The sequence below is a fragment of the Streptomyces sp. NPDC093149 genome (genome assembly GCF_044754145.1).
Classification (GTDB): domain Bacteria; phylum Actinomycetota; class Actinomycetes; order Streptomycetales; family Streptomycetaceae; genus Streptomyces.
This window is the reverse complement of the sequence record NZ_JBIVON010000003.1, coordinates 628,177-643,526: the sequence shown is the minus strand read 5'-3', so window position 1 is coordinate 643,526 and position 15,350 is coordinate 628,177. Positions and strand designations below refer to the sequence as shown.

The 15,350-nt window shown below is 71.1% G+C and carries 18 protein-coding genes and 1 tRNA gene; 16 read left to right on the top strand and 3 right to left on the bottom strand.

Annotated elements, in window-relative coordinates; translation table 11 throughout:
- The first annotated feature begins 96 nt into the window (after positions 1-96).
- The 6 genes from ACIQCZ_RS13430 to ACIQCZ_RS13405 all read left to right on the top strand — a co-directional run bounded on the left by ACIQCZ_RS13430 (position 97) and on the right by ACIQCZ_RS13405 (position 2,881).
- Complete coding sequence (locus ACIQCZ_RS13430; protein WP_402282071.1) at positions 97-642, top strand: MauE/DoxX family redox-associated membrane protein; 546 nt, start codon at positions 97-99, stop codon at positions 640-642.
- Positions 624-1,175 (top strand): hypothetical protein, encoded by a 552-nt coding sequence (locus ACIQCZ_RS13425; protein ID WP_402282069.1) that lies wholly within the window; start codon positions 624-626, stop codon positions 1,173-1,175. The genes ACIQCZ_RS13430 and ACIQCZ_RS13425 overlap by 19 nt, the downstream gene beginning before the upstream one ends.
- Complete coding sequence (locus tag ACIQCZ_RS13420; RefSeq protein WP_402282067.1) at positions 1,172-1,504, top strand: hypothetical protein; 333 nt, start codon at positions 1,172-1,174, stop codon at positions 1,502-1,504. Before ACIQCZ_RS13425 ends, ACIQCZ_RS13420 begins: the two co-directional genes overlap by 4 nt.
- Before the next feature lie 163 nt (positions 1,505-1,667).
- On the top strand, positions 1,668-2,162 hold the full coding sequence (locus ACIQCZ_RS13415) for a hypothetical protein (RefSeq protein ID WP_376278129.1): 495 nt from the start codon (positions 1,668-1,670) through the stop codon (positions 2,160-2,162).
- A 15-nt stretch (positions 2,163-2,177) separates the two neighbouring features.
- Positions 2,178-2,597, top strand: a complete 420-nt coding sequence (locus ACIQCZ_RS13410; RefSeq protein ID WP_376216711.1) for a hypothetical protein — start codon at positions 2,178-2,180, stop codon at positions 2,595-2,597.
- Entirely contained in the window at positions 2,594-2,881 is a 288-nt protein-coding gene (locus tag ACIQCZ_RS13405; protein ID WP_376216713.1) for a hypothetical protein, read from the top strand. The genes ACIQCZ_RS13410 and ACIQCZ_RS13405 overlap by 4 nt, the downstream gene beginning before the upstream one ends.
- 20 nt (positions 2,882-2,901) lie before the next feature.
- Here ACIQCZ_RS13405 and ACIQCZ_RS13400 read toward each other — a convergent pair.
- A tRNA-Sec gene (locus tag ACIQCZ_RS13400) sits at positions 2,902-2,997 on the bottom strand.
- Positions 2,998-3,125: 128 nt separating this feature from the next.
- On the opposite strand from ACIQCZ_RS13400, the gene selD reads away from it, so the two are divergent.
- From selD to ACIQCZ_RS13370, 6 genes are all read left to right on the top strand, one after another.
- Positions 3,126-4,157, top strand: a complete 1,032-nt coding sequence (selD, locus tag ACIQCZ_RS13395) for a selenide, water dikinase SelD (RefSeq protein ID WP_402282064.1) — start codon at positions 3,126-3,128, stop codon at positions 4,155-4,157.
- A 6-nt stretch (positions 4,158-4,163) separates the two neighbouring features.
- Positions 4,164-5,495: an L-seryl-tRNA(Sec) selenium transferase gene (gene selA, locus ACIQCZ_RS13390; RefSeq protein ID WP_402282062.1), complete on the top strand. Its 1,332-nt coding sequence runs from the start codon at positions 4,164-4,166 to the stop codon at positions 5,493-5,495.
- Complete coding sequence (gene selB / locus ACIQCZ_RS13385; RefSeq protein ID WP_402282061.1) at positions 5,495-7,300, top strand: selenocysteine-specific translation elongation factor; 1,806 nt, start codon at positions 5,495-5,497, stop codon at positions 7,298-7,300. The genes selA and selB overlap by 1 nt, the downstream gene beginning before the upstream one ends.
- Positions 7,301-7,537: 237 nt before the next feature.
- Complete coding sequence (locus ACIQCZ_RS13380) at positions 7,538-7,783, top strand: hypothetical protein (RefSeq protein ID WP_402282059.1); 246 nt, start codon at positions 7,538-7,540, stop codon at positions 7,781-7,783.
- Between the two features lie 437 nt (positions 7,784-8,220).
- Positions 8,221-9,063, top strand: coding sequence for a TIGR03619 family F420-dependent LLM class oxidoreductase (locus tag ACIQCZ_RS13375; RefSeq protein WP_402282057.1), 843 nt, complete (start codon positions 8,221-8,223; stop codon positions 9,061-9,063).
- Positions 9,048-9,242, top strand: coding sequence for a hypothetical protein (locus tag ACIQCZ_RS13370; protein WP_402282056.1), 195 nt, complete (start codon positions 9,048-9,050; stop codon positions 9,240-9,242). The genes ACIQCZ_RS13375 and ACIQCZ_RS13370 overlap by 16 nt, the downstream gene beginning before the upstream one ends.
- Positions 9,243-9,528: 286 nt before the next feature.
- Here the strand turns inward: ACIQCZ_RS13370 and ACIQCZ_RS13365 are convergent, their stop codons facing one another.
- A complete protein-coding gene (locus ACIQCZ_RS13365; RefSeq protein ID WP_402282053.1) occupies positions 9,529-10,449 on the bottom strand; it encodes an SDR family oxidoreductase in 921 nt (306 codons plus the stop codon).
- Positions 10,450-10,582: 133 nt separating this feature from the next.
- Here ACIQCZ_RS13365 and ACIQCZ_RS13360 point away from each other — a divergent pair, with 133 nt between their 5' ends.
- Genes ACIQCZ_RS13360 through ACIQCZ_RS13345 form a run of 4 tightly spaced genes read left to right on the top strand, consistent with a single transcriptional unit; the run spans position 10,583 to position 14,038 of the window.
- Positions 10,583-11,338, top strand: coding sequence for an enoyl-CoA hydratase family protein (locus ACIQCZ_RS13360; RefSeq protein WP_402282052.1), 756 nt, complete (start codon positions 10,583-10,585; stop codon positions 11,336-11,338).
- Between the two features lie 14 nt (positions 11,339-11,352).
- Entirely contained in the window at positions 11,353-12,201 is an 849-nt protein-coding gene (locus tag ACIQCZ_RS13355) for a CoA transferase subunit A (protein WP_402282175.1), read from the top strand.
- Entirely contained in the window at positions 12,198-12,974 is a 777-nt protein-coding gene (locus ACIQCZ_RS13350; RefSeq protein ID WP_402282050.1) for a CoA-transferase subunit beta, read from the top strand. The genes ACIQCZ_RS13355 and ACIQCZ_RS13350 overlap by 4 nt, the downstream gene beginning before the upstream one ends.
- Positions 12,971-14,038: an NAD(P)H-dependent flavin oxidoreductase gene (locus ACIQCZ_RS13345; RefSeq protein ID WP_402282048.1), complete on the top strand. Its 1,068-nt coding sequence runs from the start codon at positions 12,971-12,973 to the stop codon at positions 14,036-14,038. Before ACIQCZ_RS13350 ends, ACIQCZ_RS13345 begins: the two co-directional genes overlap by 4 nt.
- Before the next feature lie 129 nt (positions 14,039-14,167).
- Here the strand turns inward: ACIQCZ_RS13345 and ACIQCZ_RS13340 are convergent, their stop codons facing one another.
- Positions 14,168-15,334 carry an acyl-CoA dehydrogenase family protein gene (locus ACIQCZ_RS13340; RefSeq protein ID WP_402282047.1) on the bottom strand — a complete coding sequence of 389 codons (1,167 nt, stop codon included), beginning with the start codon at positions 15,332-15,334 and terminating at the stop codon, positions 14,168-14,170.
- Positions 15,335-15,350: the final 16 nt, after the last annotated feature.

The window sequence follows — 15,350 nt, the reverse complement described above, 5'->3', positions numbered from 1 at the left end:
CCAGCATGCCGATGTCGATCAGGCGTGGGCTCGGTCCTGTTGCCGGGAGCGTGCTTGACGGCGGGGTGGGTCCCACTCGTTTGCGCCTCGAAAGGTGTGCACGCATTGCTGCCTCTCTCGTCGTTCACCGATGCGATCGTCGCGACCGTGCTCCTGCGTTCCGCTGCCGCCAAGGCCGTGTCACCCGGTGTGGCGTCCGCGGCCGTCGGTGAGGCGCTCGGCGGACGCGCAGTCATTTCGCCGGCATTCGTCCGGGCTGTTTCGGCATGGGAATCAATCGCCGCCGTCGCACTTCTGACACCGGCTCTGCGCTGGGCCGCGAGCGCTCTCGTCGCGGTACTCGGTCTGAGCTTCGCACTTCTGGGAGCAGCCGGGTCAATACGCGGAAGCAAGGTGCCCTGCGGCTGTTTCGGAGCCGAATCCGCGCGTCCGCTGGGTGCGGTGAACACGGCTGTCGGGGCCTTCTTCATCGCGGCGGCGGCCGTTCACGCATTCGGCCCCTCACACATCGACGCATCCGTCCTGACTTTCACCGTGCTGTTGGTGACGATCCTTTCCGGTGCCTGGCTGATCCTGTCGCAACGCCGGACGGGCTGGGTCGTCGTAAAGAATTTCTTCCGGCGATGGGAATCCGCATCATGATGGTCGTTATGGCGTTCGCACTGCTGATACTGACCGCCGCGGTAGTGCTGCTCTTCGCGATGATGGGCGAGCTCAGTTCCCGTGTCCCCGATCCCGAGGACGGCCGGATCGTCGCCCTGGAGGAGTACCGGCCCGGCGCCGAGGCGGAGGAGTGGCCCGAGCCGCTGTCGGGGCTGGTCGGCGCCCGACGCTCCGCGCTCCTGGTGCTGAGCACCGTGTGCGCGACATGTGCCACGGTGGCCGACGAGATCGGTCACCGTCCTGAACTCGTGGCCCGGAGGCCTGTCGGCACCGTGGTCACGTGCGCGAATGCCGAGGAAGGCGAGAAGTTCGCCGCGGACCACGCGCTGCCTCCGGGCAGCTATGCGATCGACGCGGGCGGCGCCTGGGTGTCGGAGAACTTCGGTGTCGGCAAGAGTCCGTCGGCCCTGGTGTTCAACGGGGGCGTGCTCACCGAGGCCTTCGCGTTCAGCAAGGTCAGCCCACTTCTGGAACGCATCCAGATCGGAACAGCCACGGAGGAAATGGCATGACCGTTTTCAGGAAGAGATCACATGATGCTCTCGGCGGCGTGGAGAAGGCCCGTGTGGGACGACGGCGGGTGCTGGGCGGTATCGGGGCGAGTGGCCTGATGGCCTCGGCCGCGGTGTTCGCCAGCTCGTCCACGGCGCACGCGGGCAACGCCGACTGCTGCAACCTCGCACACCCGCCGGGGACTTCCGGCTACCTGTCCAACTACACCGACTGCTCGTCCAGGGCCGCGTACATCTGGGGCTGCACCTCCAGTGGCGGCTACCTGCACTGCTACTGCTGCGAGACGGCCGGCAACGCTCAGTCCGCCTACCGCTGCCAGTACAACTGAACGGGGAGTACACGTGGTGACGTGGTTGGCGATCGCCGGCATGGCGGCGGTCCTTCAAGTCTTCAGCCCTTGAGGCCAGTCCATGGCCGGGGTCGCCGGTCCCATGCTGACCCGCAGCAGATCCGAGGGAACGCGTTTCCTGGCCGGTCTGTTCGCAGGAGAAGTGATCGCCGCAACACTGATGAGTCTGGTGGTGTACGTCATCGGCGCCGGCCTGGCCGTGCTCGTCCCTCACACGGGGCTGCAGGTCGTCATGGCGGCGGTGGCTGTGATCCTCGGTGTGGCGGACCTGCTGAACCGCACGCCGCACATCTGGCGACAGGTCCCGCAGTCGCTGGTACGCACCCACCCACCGGGAATGCTGGGTCTTTCGTGGGGTTTCGACCTCGCGTTGCTGTTCACCACCCAGAAGACCACGTCGCTCACCTGGGCGGCGCTGGCCGCGGCGCTGCTGCTGCACCCCTCGTTCTCCTGGCTCTATCTCGTCGGCATGGCGGTGGTCGGCGTGCTGACGATCGCGTTGCGGAGCATCACCTGGAACTTCGTGCCCCTTTCGGAGTTCGGCGATCGCCTGCAGCCGTGGTTCGTACCGACGCGGCGGGCGGCGGGAGCCCTTCTGGTGGTCGTCGGCGTGCTGACGGCGGCCGGAGCATGGTGACGCGGGAAAGGGGGTGTGGACATCTCCGGTGAGCGGTCCGGTGACAAGAAGGGCCAGATATTCGTCACCAGGTTCGAATGCCAGAGTCTGTTCAGGCTGTTGCTCGTGCTCGGGTTGCACGTCAAGGTCAAGCGCGAGGTACGCCGGGCCGCCGAGGGGTTCCTGGGTGGCACGACGCTCGTCCAGTGGCGCCGCAGGACCGTGCTGAGCATCTCGCTGTGGCAGGACCTGGACAGCGTCTATTCCATGGGAAGAGTCGGCCACCACATCGTGGCCTCCCGGATGCCCGCGCGCACGGGGATCCGTACGGCATGCGGTGTGTATCCGTACGCGGGCGACTGGAAGCACGTCATGTTCGGCGCGCCCGCAACCGCCGGCGAGCCACTGTTCGCCACCGGTTCCGTGTCCACGACTGTGAAAGGAAATCCGTCATGAGGAACCACACCCCGACAGACCGGGGGTACGCGTTCATCAAGAGCAATCCCGATGGCACCAAGAACGTCTACGTCGCCATGGGGATCGCGGCCGAAGGCACACCGGAGGACGTGTTCGCCGTGCACCTGCGGCGTCCGGAAGTCGATGTGGACTCCGCCGTCGAGACCGTCGACACCGGCTCCGTGCGTCGCACCAGCTCGGCCGTGCACGTGTGGGCGGGCCCCGACAGCATCGTGAGGGTCCGGGCGGCACGTTCCGGACCGGGAACGCTTCTCGGAAGCTGATCCCGGCCCGGCCGGACGTGTGGCGGAGGCGGACGGGAATCGAACCCGCCGGACGGGGGTACCCCGTCCCTCCCGCTTTGAAGGCGGGGAGGCCCACCAGGAACCCTGACGCCTCCGCCACACACCCTAGAGCAAAAGCCGCGGCGCAGCGGCCCGTTCAGGCTTCCGCCCGCTGCCGCGGCCGTGCCGCGGAGCAGGGCGCCCTCATCGCGTCGAGCCGCTCACCACGAACGAACCGGATGACATGACACTCACACAGCAACCGGCACACGCCCTCACCCCCGAGCAGGTGCGGCTGACACAGTACGCACGGGGCGGTGGTTGCGCCTGCAAGATTCCGCCCGGTGAGTTGGAGAACGCGGTTTCCGCCCTTTCCCGCTCCCAACCTGTCTCGTCGGCACACGAGTTGCTGGTCGGCCTCGACAGCGGGGACGACGGAGCCGTGGTGCGTCTGACCGGGGACTCGGCGCTGATCCTGACCACCGATTTCTTCACCCCGGTCGTCGACAGCGCCTATGACTGGGGGCGCATCGCCGCAGCGAACGCCCTGTCCGACGTGTACGCCATGGGCGGCGCCCCGCTCCTCGCGGTGAACCTGCTGGCCTGGCCCCGCGACGTTCTTCCGCTGGAACTCTCCGCGGAGGTGCTGCGGGGTGGCATGGATACGGCTCGTGAGGCGGGCTGCCATCTCGCGGGCGGTCACAGCGTCGATGACGCCGAGCCCAAGTACGGCCTCGCCGTGACAGGCATCGCCGACGCGCGCCGTCTGCTGCGCAACGACTCCGGCCGGCCCGGTGTTCCGCTGTCGCTGACCAAGCCGCTCGGCATCGGCGTGCTGAACACCCGTCACAAGGCCACCGGCGAGAACTTCCCGCAGGCCGTCGACGCCATGACACGCCTCAACCACGACGCCTCGCAGGCCGCGCTCGCCGCGGGCATCACCTGCGCCACCGACGTCACCGGGTTCGGGCTGCTCGGTCACCTCCACAAGATGGCCCGGGCCAGCAACGTCAGCGCCGTCCTGGACCCGTCCGCCGTTCCTTATCTCGACGGAGCCAGGGAAGCGGCACGGGCGGGGTACGTGAGCGGCGGCACGCGACGCAACCTCGCCTGGACGGACCCGCACACCGCCTGGGGCGACGTGCCCGAGACCGAACGTCTCCTGCTCGCCGACGCCCAGACCTCCGGCGGCCTGCTCGTCGCCGGTGAGATCCCGGGCGCCCCGGTCATCGGGGAACTCGTGCCCGCCCGCGAACACACGCTGATCATCGGCTGAGCCGGCGTGAACCCGCAGAAGAGCGCCGACCGGCGCAGCGCCATCCCCCGTACCGACACGCTCCTGGCCGACCCTCGGCTCGTCCGGGCGGCCGACCGGATCGGCCGCCCCCGGGTGCGCGGCCTGGTCCGGGACGCGCAGCAGCACGCCAGGGACGGTGATCTGCTGCCGGAACAGGTCCTCTCCCACGTCCTGGCAGCTCTGCCCACGGGCCCGACCACGCTGCGGCCCGTCATCAATGCCACCGGCGTGGTCGTCCACACCAACCTGGGGAGGGCCCCGTTGTCCCCCGCGGCGGTCGAGGCAATGACCCTGGCCAGCGGGTACACCGACGTCGAGTACGACCTCGCCGACGGAACACGGGCCCGGCGGGGCCGTGGGACGATCGACGCCCTCCTGGACGCGGTGCCCGCCGCAGAGGACGCGCACGTCACCACGAACGGCGCGGCAGCGCTCGTGCTCATCGCGACCGCCCTGGCCCAGGGCCGCGAGATCATCGTCAGCCGGGGCGAACTCGTCGAGATCGGCGACGGGTTCCGTCTGCCGGATCTGCTGACGAGCACCGGTGCCCGGCTGAGAGAGGTCGGCACGACCAACAGGACCCACCTCGCCGACTACGCCGCCGCGGTCGGCCCCGACACCGGGTTCATCCTCAAGATCCACCCCTCCAACTTCCTCACAGTCGGGTTCACTTCGTCCGTGTCCGTGCGGGAACTGAGCGGTCTCGGCGTGCCGGTCGTGGCCGACATCGGCTCCGGTCTCCTGCATGCCGACCCGGCCCTCCCCGACGAGCCCGACGCGACGCAGTGGCTCGGCGCGGGTGCGGACCTCGTGACGGCCAGCGGGGACAAGCTCCTCGGTGGCCCGCAGGCCGGCATCGTCCTCGGACGCCGTGACCTGGTCACGGTCGTCCGCCGACACCCGCTCGCCCGCGCCGTGCGTGTCGGCAAGCTCACTCTCGCCGCACTCGAAGCCACGCTCCGCACGCCGCAGACACGCGTCGACCAGGCCCTGCACGCCACCCCGGAGTCACAGGAAGCGAGAGTGCGGGCGCTGGTTGCGCGGCTGCGCGACGCCGATGTGGACGCAACGGCCGTGCCCTGTGCCGGCGCGGTCGGCGGCGGAGGCGCGCCGGGGGTCGAACTGCCCGGATGGGCGGTGCGGCTGGCCCCGTCGTTCGCCGCCGCGCTGCGCACCGGCGACCCCAGTGTCGTGGGCCGTCTCGACCGGGGCTTCTGCCTCCTCGACCTGCGCTGCGTCCCGCCGGACGCGGATCCCTCGGTGGCGGCGGCCGTTCTCGCGGTGTCCCGTCGGCTGGACGGTTCGCCGTGCACGTGATGGCCACCGCGGGGCATGTGGATCACGGCAAATCCACTCTCGTACGCGCACTGACGGGAATGGAACCGGACCGATGGGCCGAGGAACAGCGGCGCGGCATGACCATCGACCTGGGATTCGCCTGGACACGGCTGCCGTCCGGAGTGACGGCGGCCTTCGTCGACGTCCCCGGTCACCACCGCTTCATCACCAACATGCTGGCCGGGATCGGCCCTGTGCCCGCCGCCCTCCTCGTCGTCGCGGCGGACGAGGGCTGGTGCAGGCAGACCGAGGAGCACGTGGCGGCGCTGACGGCCCTGAACGTGCGTCACGGACTGCTTGCCGTGACCCGCACCGACCTCGCCGACCCGGAAACAGCCATCGCCGAAGCACGCGACCGGCTCGCCGGTACACCGCTGGAGAACATCGAGGCCGTAGCCGTCCACGCGCCATCGGGCCGTGGCGTCGACCGGCTCAGGACCGCGCTGGACCGCCTCGTCCGCTCCCTTCCCGCAGCCGACACCGAAGGGCCGACCCGGCTGTGGATCGACCGTGCCTTCACCGTCCGCGGCGCGGGCACGGTGGTGACCGGAACCCTCGCCACCGGACGGATCGAGCGCGGCGACGAACTCGTGCTGGCACCCTCCGGCAAACAGGTGCGGATACGGGGGCTTCAAAGCCTCAAGGAAACCGTGACCGGCGCCGGGGCGGTTTCCAGGCTGGCGGTCAACCTCCGGGGCACGGCGCTCGAGGACGTGGCCCGAGGGCACGCCCTGATCGGTCCCGGGGAGTGGGCCCAGGTGTCCAGGATCGACGTGCGGCTCCACCACGTGCGGGAGATCCGGTCCCATCACCTGGTGCTGCATCTGGGATCCGCGGCCGTCCCCGCCCGGCTCCGCCCGTTGGGCCGGGAGACCGGCCGGCTCACACTGGCGCAACCGCTTCCCCTGCATGTCGGGGAGCGTGTCCTGCTGCGCGACCCCGGTATGCACCGGATCGTCGCCGGAGCGACGGTCCTCGACACGATGCCCGCGCCGCTGCGCCGCCGTGGCGCGGCGACCGCGCGTGCCGTGGAACTCTCGTCACTGCCACAAGCCCCCGACTGCGCGCGGTACATGCGGCTGCACCACTGCGCCAAGCGGTCCGATCTGCTGGAAACCGGTCTGCTGCGGCCCGGTGCCGATCCTCCCTCGACGACCAGGAGAGTCGGGGACTGGGTGATCCACAACAGCCTCTGGGAATCGTGGCGGACGGAGCTGATGCGGGTCGTCGACGCATGGGCGGAGCGTCACCCGCTCGCCCCCGGGATGCCACGGGCGGCGGCTGCCCGCATGGTCGGTCTTCCCGACTCGCGGCTGCTGGGACCCCTGATCGGCGCAGCGGCCCTCGTCAGTGACGCCACGGGCGTTCGGCGTCCGGGTTCGGGTGGCGCACTCCCCGAGGGCGTGCTGAGCGCCGTCGGAAAGGTGCGTGAGCGGCTGGAGAGCGCCCCCTTCGCCCCGCCGTCCGTTCCCGAACTGCAGGCGCTCGGACTCACCCGCAAGCACCTGTCGGCGGCCGAGCAGAACGGTCTCCTGCTGCGGATCACCGACGACGTATGTCTGCTGCCCGACGCTGCCCGGACCGCAGTGAGCCGCCTCGCCGCTCTGCCTCAGCCCTTCACCGTGAGCCAGGGGCGCGCCTGCCTCGGTACGAGCCGCAGAGTCGCGGTCCCGCTGTTCGAGTACCTCGACCGGCTGGGACTCACCGTCCGTACGAACGCCCAGGAGCGGCGGCTGCGCACCGGAGGGGCGACGGCCCTCGGATCGGACGGATCCGACTGGTGAGGGACCTCGGGCGTGAGCCGTTCCCGATCCGGAACGCTCGGTACCGGGGCCTCCGTCACGCTCGTGATCAGGGTCTCCGCTGGAGAACACCGACCGTCCTGAGACCTTTGCGACGCGCGGGACACCTCCGCCGCGGCCGGACCGGGCCACTGCGCCACCCGGACCTCGCGCCGGTCCCGTCCACGCGCGTCCGGTCATCGGGATGCGTCGGTCGGCTGTGCGGGACACCATGGGGGAATGGCGACAGCACCCATCACCGTCCATGCGCCGACCCCGTCCGGCGGGCGTCCCGTGACGGTGCACATCAACAACCGTGAGGAGAGACTCGGCCTCGCTCACAGCGACCACGACCTCGTCGTCTTTCTCGCCGATGCCGGAATGGCGGATCCGGAACGGATCCTCGACAACCCCGCCGTGGTCCGGTGGGCAGGCGCCGAGGCCCATCGGTACGAGTCCACCGCACAGCGGTCCGACCCCGGCTGAGCACCGACCGAGCGGTTCCGGTCCGCTACGGTACCTTCCCGAGGTCGCGCGGACTCTCCCGCTCAGGCCCGGCGAATCGTGGCAGGAGGCCTCGGCTTCGTCGGGACGGTGAGCCAAAGGCTTTTCGGCCGGGACGCGATGCTGTCGGCGCCGCTCTAACGGTCATGTACCGGGACGGAGTGCCCCTCGGAGTAGTCATTGACCCATCCGCACCCTGCGCAGGCGTAGCGGCCGTCGAGTCCCGCGATGTGGGTGCCGCAGCGGGAGCAGTCCATGTAGGTGATGACTGGCCGGTGCGCGGGTAACCGGTCACCGGAGCGGCTTCGAGCTGTGGGGCGTTCGTCAGCCATGGTCCGAGGCTACCGAAGCAGCGGCACCCTGGCCCCGGAAGAGCAGCCGCGACGGCCGGAGCACACACCCCCCGGCTTCCCGGGGCCGTGCAGCCGCGGCACCGGTCCGTGAGGGCCCCGCCCGGTCCCGCACGGGCCCGGCCGGCGGGCACCGCGCGGTCACGGGGCGGGCGGGCATCCCCAGGGAGCCGCCCGTTCCAGCTGTGCCACCAGGGCGAACAGCACGCCTCACCGCCGAGGGGAACGGCGAACTGGCCACCGAGCGGCAGGCCTTGGCGATCGTGCCCGAAGCCGTGGGAGCGCACCGCCGGCGTCGAGGAGCTGGGGGTGGTCGCCGAGGCCGCGGACCGGCTCGGCTTTCACCATCTGACCTGTTCGAAACATGTCGCGGTGCCCATGGACATCGCCGAACAGCGCGGCGGAACCTACTGGGACCCGCTCGCCACCTTCGGCTATCTCGCCGCCCGGACCGGACGGATCCGGTTCGCCACCCAGGTCCTGGTGCTCGGCCATCACCATCCGTCGGCCGTCGCGAAGCGATACGGCACGCTGGACCGCGTCTCGGGCAGGCGGCTCGTCCTGGGACTCGGCGTGGGCAGTCTGGAGGAGGAGTACCGGCTGCTCGGTGCCGCCTTCGAGAATCGGGGGGTGGTCGCCGACGACGCCCTGGCGGCGCTGCGGGTCTCCCTGCCCCGGCGTGAACCGGCGCACCACGGCGAACACTTCGACTACGAGGGGTTCGTGGTGGAGCCGCACGCCGTGCAGGACCGGGTGCCGCTGTGGATCGGTGGCCGGACCTCGCGTTCGCTGCGCCGGGCCGTGCCGTTCGGCGACGGCTGGGTGCCGTTCGGGCTGTCGCTCGACCGGCTGCGCGAGTTGGTCGACGCGGCCTCGCTGCGACGAGGTGGTTCGCGGTGTGCCACTCGCTGATGGTGGTGCACGAGGAGGGCAGTTACGTGGTGCGCCGGGCCACCGCCAACCACTGGCGGCTGAGCCGTACGGGTTCCGGCCGGCACGTGGTCACCCGGACGAACCGGATTCTGGACGGCCGCCCCGAGGCTCCCGCTCTGCTGGTGGGCGGGGCGCACGGCGAGCCGGCCCGCGGCTGAGGGCCTGTCGGGTGACCCCTGATCGGGCGGCCACGGCGTGGCACGCACTCCCCCAAGGCATTGAGGGCCGGGGGGACCCCCTCCGGCGTTGCCGCAATGCCCTGGTGGCTCCTTCCCCCGAGCTCTCAAGGAGCAGGGGAGACCCCGTCCGAGGCCGTCCCGGCTCCTTGGAGTCGCACGCACCACGCCGCGTCCGCTCTCCGATCGAAGGTCACCCGACAGGCTGTGCGGAGACGGCGCGGCGGGGCGGGGCGGTGGCACACCACCGCCCCGCCGCGGTGCGGCGTCAGCGGGCGCCGTACACCGGCTGGGGCGTCTCGGACGCGGCGAGCAGCTCGGTCGCCGCCGCCCCGGCCTCGGCCGGGTTCCAGCGGGCGCCCTTGTCGACGGTGGGGCCCGGCCGCCAGCCCTCCATCACGGTGATCCGGCCCGCCTCGGCCTCGAAGACCCGGCCGGTCACCCCGGCGCATGCCGCCGATCCCAGCCAGACGACGAGCGGCGACACGTTCTCCGGGGCCATCGCGTCGAAGCCACCGTCTCCGGGCGCCGCCATGGACTCGGCGAAGGTCTGCTCGGTCATCCGGGTGCGGGCGGCCGGGGCGATCGCGTTGACCTGGACCCCGTAACGGCCCATCTCGGCGGCGGCCACCAGTGTCAGGCCGACGATTCCCGCCTTTGCCGCGGAGTAGTTGCCCTGGCCGACGCTGCCCGACAGCCCCGCCCCCGAGCTGGTGTTGACCACACGGGCCTCGGGGAGCCGGCCGGCCCCGGCCTCGGCGCGCCAGTGCGCCGCCGCGTGTTTGAGCGGCAGGAAATGCCCCTTGAGGTGGACGCGCATCACCGCGTCCCAGTCGTCCTCGTCCAGGTTCACGAGCATCCGGTCGCGGAGGAATCCGGCGTTGTTGACGAGGGTGTCGAGCCGGCCGAAGGAGTCGAGCGCGGTGGCGACGAGGGAGGCCGCTCCGTCGGTGGTGGCGATGTCGCCGCTGTGCGCGACGGCTTCACCGCCGGACGCACGGATCTCCTCGACGACCTGCTGCGCGGGACCGGCGCCCGCTCCGGAGCCGTCGAGGTCCACGCCGAGGTCGTTGACGACGACCCTGGCGCCCTCTGCGGCGAGGGCCAGGGCATGTGCGCGGCCGAGTCCGCGGCCGGCGCCGGTGACGACGGCGACGCGTCCGGCGCACAGGGCGGTCGGTGTGGTCATGTCGGATGTCCTTCCGGTCGGGGCGGGAGCGGGGTGGCCGTACCGCTCCGTGGCACGACGCTCTCCCGCGGCTTCCGCATCACTGCTAACTTCTACCTAACAAACATTTGGTGGAAAGGTAGCTGATCTGGTCATGGGTGTCTCCACCTCCGCCCCGGAAGAGGGCATCGCGGTCGTCACCGTGGACTTCCCCCCGGTCAACGCCCTCCCCGTGCAAGGCTGGTACGAGCTGGCCGCCGCAGTGCGCGCCGCCGGAGCCGACCCGAAGGTCCGGTGTGTGGTGCTCACCGCCGAGGGCCGCGGCTTCAACGCGGGCGTGGACATCAAGGAGATGCAGCGCACGGCCGGGCACGAGGCGCTGATCGGCGCCAATCGGGGCTGCTACGAGGCGTTCGCCGCGGTCTACGAGTGCGAGGTTCCCGTGGTCGCCGCCGTACACGGCTTCTGCCTGGGCGGCGGCATCGGCCTGGTGGGCAACGCGGACGCCGTCGTGGCCAGCGACGACGCGACCTTCGGCCTCCCGGAGCTGGACCGTGGCGCACTCGGCGCGGCCACGCACCTCGCACGACTCGTCCCCCAGCACCTGATGCGGACCCTGTACTACACCTCGCGCACCGCGACGGCCGAGGAGTTGCACCGGCACGGCTCGGTGTGGCGGGTGGTCCCGCGCGACGGTCTCGCAAAGGCCTCCCTCGAACTCGCGCGTGAGATCGCCGCCAAGGACGGCAGTCTGATCCGGCTGGCCAAGGCCGCCATCAACGGCATCGACCCGGTCGACGTACGCCGCAGCTACCGGTTCGAACAGGGCTTCACCTTCGAGGCCAATCTCAGCGGCGTCGCCGACCGCGTGCGCGACACCTTCGGCACGGACAAGGAGCAGCAGGCGTGACACAGGACAAGACGATGACGGCCGACGATGTCGTCGGCCGTCTGGAGAGCGGCATGACGATCGGCATCGGTGGCTGGGGCTCGCGCCGCAAGCCGATGGCGCTGGTACGCGCGCTGCTGCGTTCGGACCTCACCGACCTGACCGTGGTCTCGTACGGCGGCCCGGACGTCGGCCTGCTCGCGGCCGCGGGCAAGGTCCGCAAGCTGGTCGCGGCGTTCGGGACGCTCGACTCCATACCGCTCGAACCACACTTCACCGCGGCCCGGCAACGGGGCGCGTTCGAGATGGTCGAGCTCGACGAGGCGATGCTGATGTGGGGCCTGACCGCCGGGGCGCACCGGCTGCCGTTCATGCCGGTACGGGCCGGTCTCGGATCGGACGTGCTGAAGGTCAACCCGTCCCTGCGCACCGTCACCTCACCGTACGAGGACGGTGAGGAGCTGGTCGCGGCACCGGCCCTGCGTCTGGACGCGGCCCTGGTCCACCTCAACCGCGCCGACGCACAGGGCAACGGCCAGTACCTGGGCCCCGACCCGTACTTCGACGACCTGTTCTGCGAGGCCGCCGACCACGCGTACGTCTCCTGCGAGCGGATCGTCGACACGGCGGACCTGCTCAAGGAGCACGGACCGCAGACCCTCCTGGTCAAGCGCCTGTTCGTGGACGGCGTCGTCGAGACACCGAACGGCGCGCACTTCACGTCCTGCATGCCCGACCACGAGCGCGACGAGGCCTTCCAGCGCGCCTACGTCCGAGCCGCCCGCGATCCCGAGGCGTGGCGGGCCTTCGACGAACGGTTCCTGTCCGGGGACGAAGCCGCGTACCAGGCCGCCGTCACGGCGTTCCACCAGGAGGAAGCATGAGCGCCACCGAGACCGGCACCCCGACGGCGACCCGCGCCGACTACTGCGTGGTGGCCTGTGCCGAGGCCTGGCGGAACGCCGGCGAGGTCCTCGCCAGCCCCATGGGCACCGTCCCGGCGATCGGGGCGCGTCTGGCGAAGCTCACCTTCTCGCCCGACCTTCTGCTGACCGACGGCGAGGCGCTGCTCATGGGCGACGTGCCCGCGGTGGGGGCGGAGCCGGGGATCGTCGAGGGCTGGCTGCCGTTCCGTCAGCACCTCGCACTCACCGCCACCGGCCGCCGGCACGTGATGATGGGCGCCAGCCAGCTCGACCGGTACGGCAACCAGAACATCTCCTGCATCGGCGACTGGGCCAGGCCTGTGCGACAGCTGCTCGGAGTGCGCGGCGCTCCCGGCAACACCCTCAACAATCCGACGAGTTACTGGGTGCCCAGGCATTCGGCGCGGGTGTTCGTCGAGCGCGTCGACATGGTCAGCGGCGTCGGGTACGACCGGGCCGCGGCGGCCGGCCCCTCCGCGACCCGCTACCACCGCATCCCCGAAGTCATCAGCAATCTGGGCGTCTTCGACTTCGAGACCCCCGACCGTACGATGCGGCTGCGCTCCCTGCATCCCGGAGTCACCGTCGAGCAGGTCCGCGAGGCCACCGGATTCGCCCTCACGATCCGCGAAGAGGTCCCCCTCACCCGCGAGCCCACCGAGGCGGAACTGCGGCTGATCCGCGAGGTCATCGACCCGAAGGGGCAACGCGAGCGCGAGGTTCCGGCATGAGCGGGCCCGGGTCGATCCCCACCGCGCTCACCGCACTGACCGGGGTCCGGCATCCGATCGTGCAGACCGGGATGGGCTGGGTGGCCGGCCCTCGCCTCGTCTCCGCCGCCGCGAACGCAGGAGCCCTCGGGATTCTCGCCTCCGCCACGATGAGCGCCGAACGGCTGCGCTCTGCGGTCCGCGAGGTCCGGTCCCGTACGGACGCGCCGTTCGGCGTCAATCTGCGGGCGGACGCCGGGGACGCCGACGAACGGGTACGGATCATCATCGACGAGGGCGTGCGGGTGGCGTCCTTCGCGCTCGCGCCGTCACAGGAGCTGATCGCCCGGCTCAAGGACGCGGGCGTCGTCGTCATCCCTTCCGTCGGGGCCCGGCGGCACGCGGAGAAGGTGGCCGCGTGGGGGGCCGACGCGGTGATGGTGCAGGGCGGCGAGGGCGGCGGCCACACGGGGAACGTGGCCACCACGGTGCTGCTCCCCCAGGTCGTCGACGCCGTGGGCATCCCGGTGATCGCGGCCGGCGGCTTCCACGACGGCCGCGGTCTGGTCGCCGCGCTCGCCTACGGGGCGGCCGGGATCGGCATGGGCACGCGATTCCTGCTCACCTCCGACAGCACCGTCCCGGCGGCGGTGAAGGCGAAGTACCTGGCCGCCACGGTGAAGGACGTCACGGTCACGACCAAGGTGGACGGGCTGCCGCACCGCATGCTGCGCACCGAACTGGTCGACGCCCTGGAGCGTTCGGGGCGGGCGGCCTCGCTGTTGCGGGCGCTGCGCCATGCCTCGGCCTTCAGGAAGGAGTCCGGGGCGAGCTGGCCCCGGCTGGTCCGCGACGGACTGGCGATGAGGCACGGCAAGGAGCTGACCTGGAGTCAGATCCTCATGGCCGCCAACACCCCGATGCTCCTGAAGGCCTCGATGATCGACGGGCGCACCGATCTCGGGGTGATGGCCTCGGGGCAGGTGGCGGGCCTGATCGACGATCTGCCGTCCTGTGCGGAACTCGTCGACCGCATCATGGCCGAGGCGCGGGCCACACTGAAGACGCTCTCCGGGGCCGGTTGACGGTCTCCCGCGTACGGCGCCGGGGCGGTCCGGATTCCGGACCGCCCCGATCCGCGTGCAGGGGACGGCGACGGCCACCCGGTGTGCCGTCCAGGAGGCAGCGCACCGGTACGTGGGCCGGCCGGGGCGTCAGGGACGGATCTCCCTGGGCAGGCCGAGGACGCGCTCGGCGATGATGTTGCGCTGGATCTCGTTCGATCCGGCGTAGATGGTGTCGGAGCGGGAGAAGAGGAACAGCCGCTGCCAGTCGTCGAGTTCGTACGGTTCACCGGCGGCGAGCATGCCGCCCGCACCGCGGACGCTCATGGCGAGTTCGCCGAGCTCCCGGTGCCAGGTGGCCCAGAAGATCTTGCCGATGGACGCCTCGGGCCCGGGTGCGCCCGCGGCCACGCCGTCGAGCATGCGCAGGGCGTTGCAGCGGATGGTCTCCAGTCCCGTCCAGGCCCGGGCGAGGCGGTCGCGGATCAGCGGATCGTCCGCGGCGCCGTTGCGTCCGGCCAGTTCGATGAGGGCTTCGAGTTCGCGCCGGAAGCCGACCTGCTGGCCGAGGGTGGAGACACCGCGTTCGAAGCCGAGCGTGGCCATGGCGACGCGCCAGCCCTCGCCCGGGGCTCCGACGACGTGTTCGGCGCGTGTGCGGGCCCCGTCGAAGAAGACCTCGTTGAACTCGCTGGTACCGGTCAACTGGGCGATCGGCCGGATCTCGACGCCGGGCTGGTCGAGCGGGACCAGGAGGTACGACAGGCCCTCGTGGCGGGACGAGCCGGGCTCGGTGCGAGCCACCACGAAGCACCACTGCGCCTCGTGGGCGAGTGACGTCCAGATCTTCTGCCCGGTGACCACCCAGGAGTCGCCGTCGCGCTCGGCCCTGGTCCGGACGTTCGCCAGGTCGGAACCGGCGTCGGGCTCGCTGTAGCCCTGGCACCACAGTTCCTCGGCCGCGACGATCGGCGGCAGGAAGCGGGCCCGCTGCTCCGGCGTGCCGAAGGCCACCAGGGTCGGGCCCAGCAGTTGTTCGCCGATGTGGTTGACGCGGGCGGGCGCGTCGGCGAGGGCGTACTCCTCGTGGAAGGCGACCTGCTGCTCGATGCTCGCGCCCCGGCCGCCGTACTCCGCGGGCCAGCCCACGCAGGTCCAGCCGGCTGCCGCCATGTGCCGCTCCCAGGCGAGCCGTTCGGCGAAGGCCTCGTGCTCGCGGCCCGGTCCGCCACGGCCTCGCAGACCCGCGAAGGGACCGGTGAGGTTGGCGGCCAGCCAGCCGCGGATCTCGGTGCGGAACTCCTCGACGCTGCTCATGGGATTACGTTAATCT

Coding starts and splice junctions, on each gene's coding strand:
- ACIQCZ_RS13425 (WP_402282069.1), top strand. CDS start 624: ATGGGAATCCGCATCATGATGGTCGTTATGGCGTTCGCACTGCTGATA.
- ACIQCZ_RS13420 (WP_402282067.1), top strand. CDS start 1,172: ATGACCGTTTTCAGGAAGAGATCACATGATGCTCTCGGCGGCGTGGAG.
- ACIQCZ_RS13405 (WP_376216713.1), top strand. CDS start 2,594: ATGAGGAACCACACCCCGACAGACCGGGGGTACGCGTTCATCAAGAGC.
- selD (WP_402282064.1), top strand. CDS start 3,126: ATGACACTCACACAGCAACCGGCACACGCCCTCACCCCCGAGCAGGTG.
- selB (WP_402282061.1), top strand. CDS start 5,495: ATGGCCACCGCGGGGCATGTGGATCACGGCAAATCCACTCTCGTACGC.
- ACIQCZ_RS13380 (WP_402282059.1), top strand. CDS start 7,538: ATGGCGACAGCACCCATCACCGTCCATGCGCCGACCCCGTCCGGCGGG.
- ACIQCZ_RS13365 (WP_402282053.1), bottom strand. CDS start 10,449: ATGACCACACCGACCGCCCTGTGCGCCGGACGCGTCGCCGTCGTCACC.
- ACIQCZ_RS13360 (WP_402282052.1), top strand. CDS start 10,583: ATGGGTGTCTCCACCTCCGCCCCGGAAGAGGGCATCGCGGTCGTCACC.
- ACIQCZ_RS13355 (WP_402282175.1), top strand. CDS start 11,353: ATGACGGCCGACGATGTCGTCGGCCGTCTGGAGAGCGGCATGACGATC.
- ACIQCZ_RS13350 (WP_402282050.1), top strand. CDS start 12,198: ATGAGCGCCACCGAGACCGGCACCCCGACGGCGACCCGCGCCGACTAC.
- ACIQCZ_RS13345 (WP_402282048.1), top strand. CDS start 12,971: ATGAGCGGGCCCGGGTCGATCCCCACCGCGCTCACCGCACTGACCGGG.
- ACIQCZ_RS13340 (WP_402282047.1), bottom strand. CDS start 15,334: ATGAGCAGCGTCGAGGAGTTCCGCACCGAGATCCGCGGCTGGCTGGCC.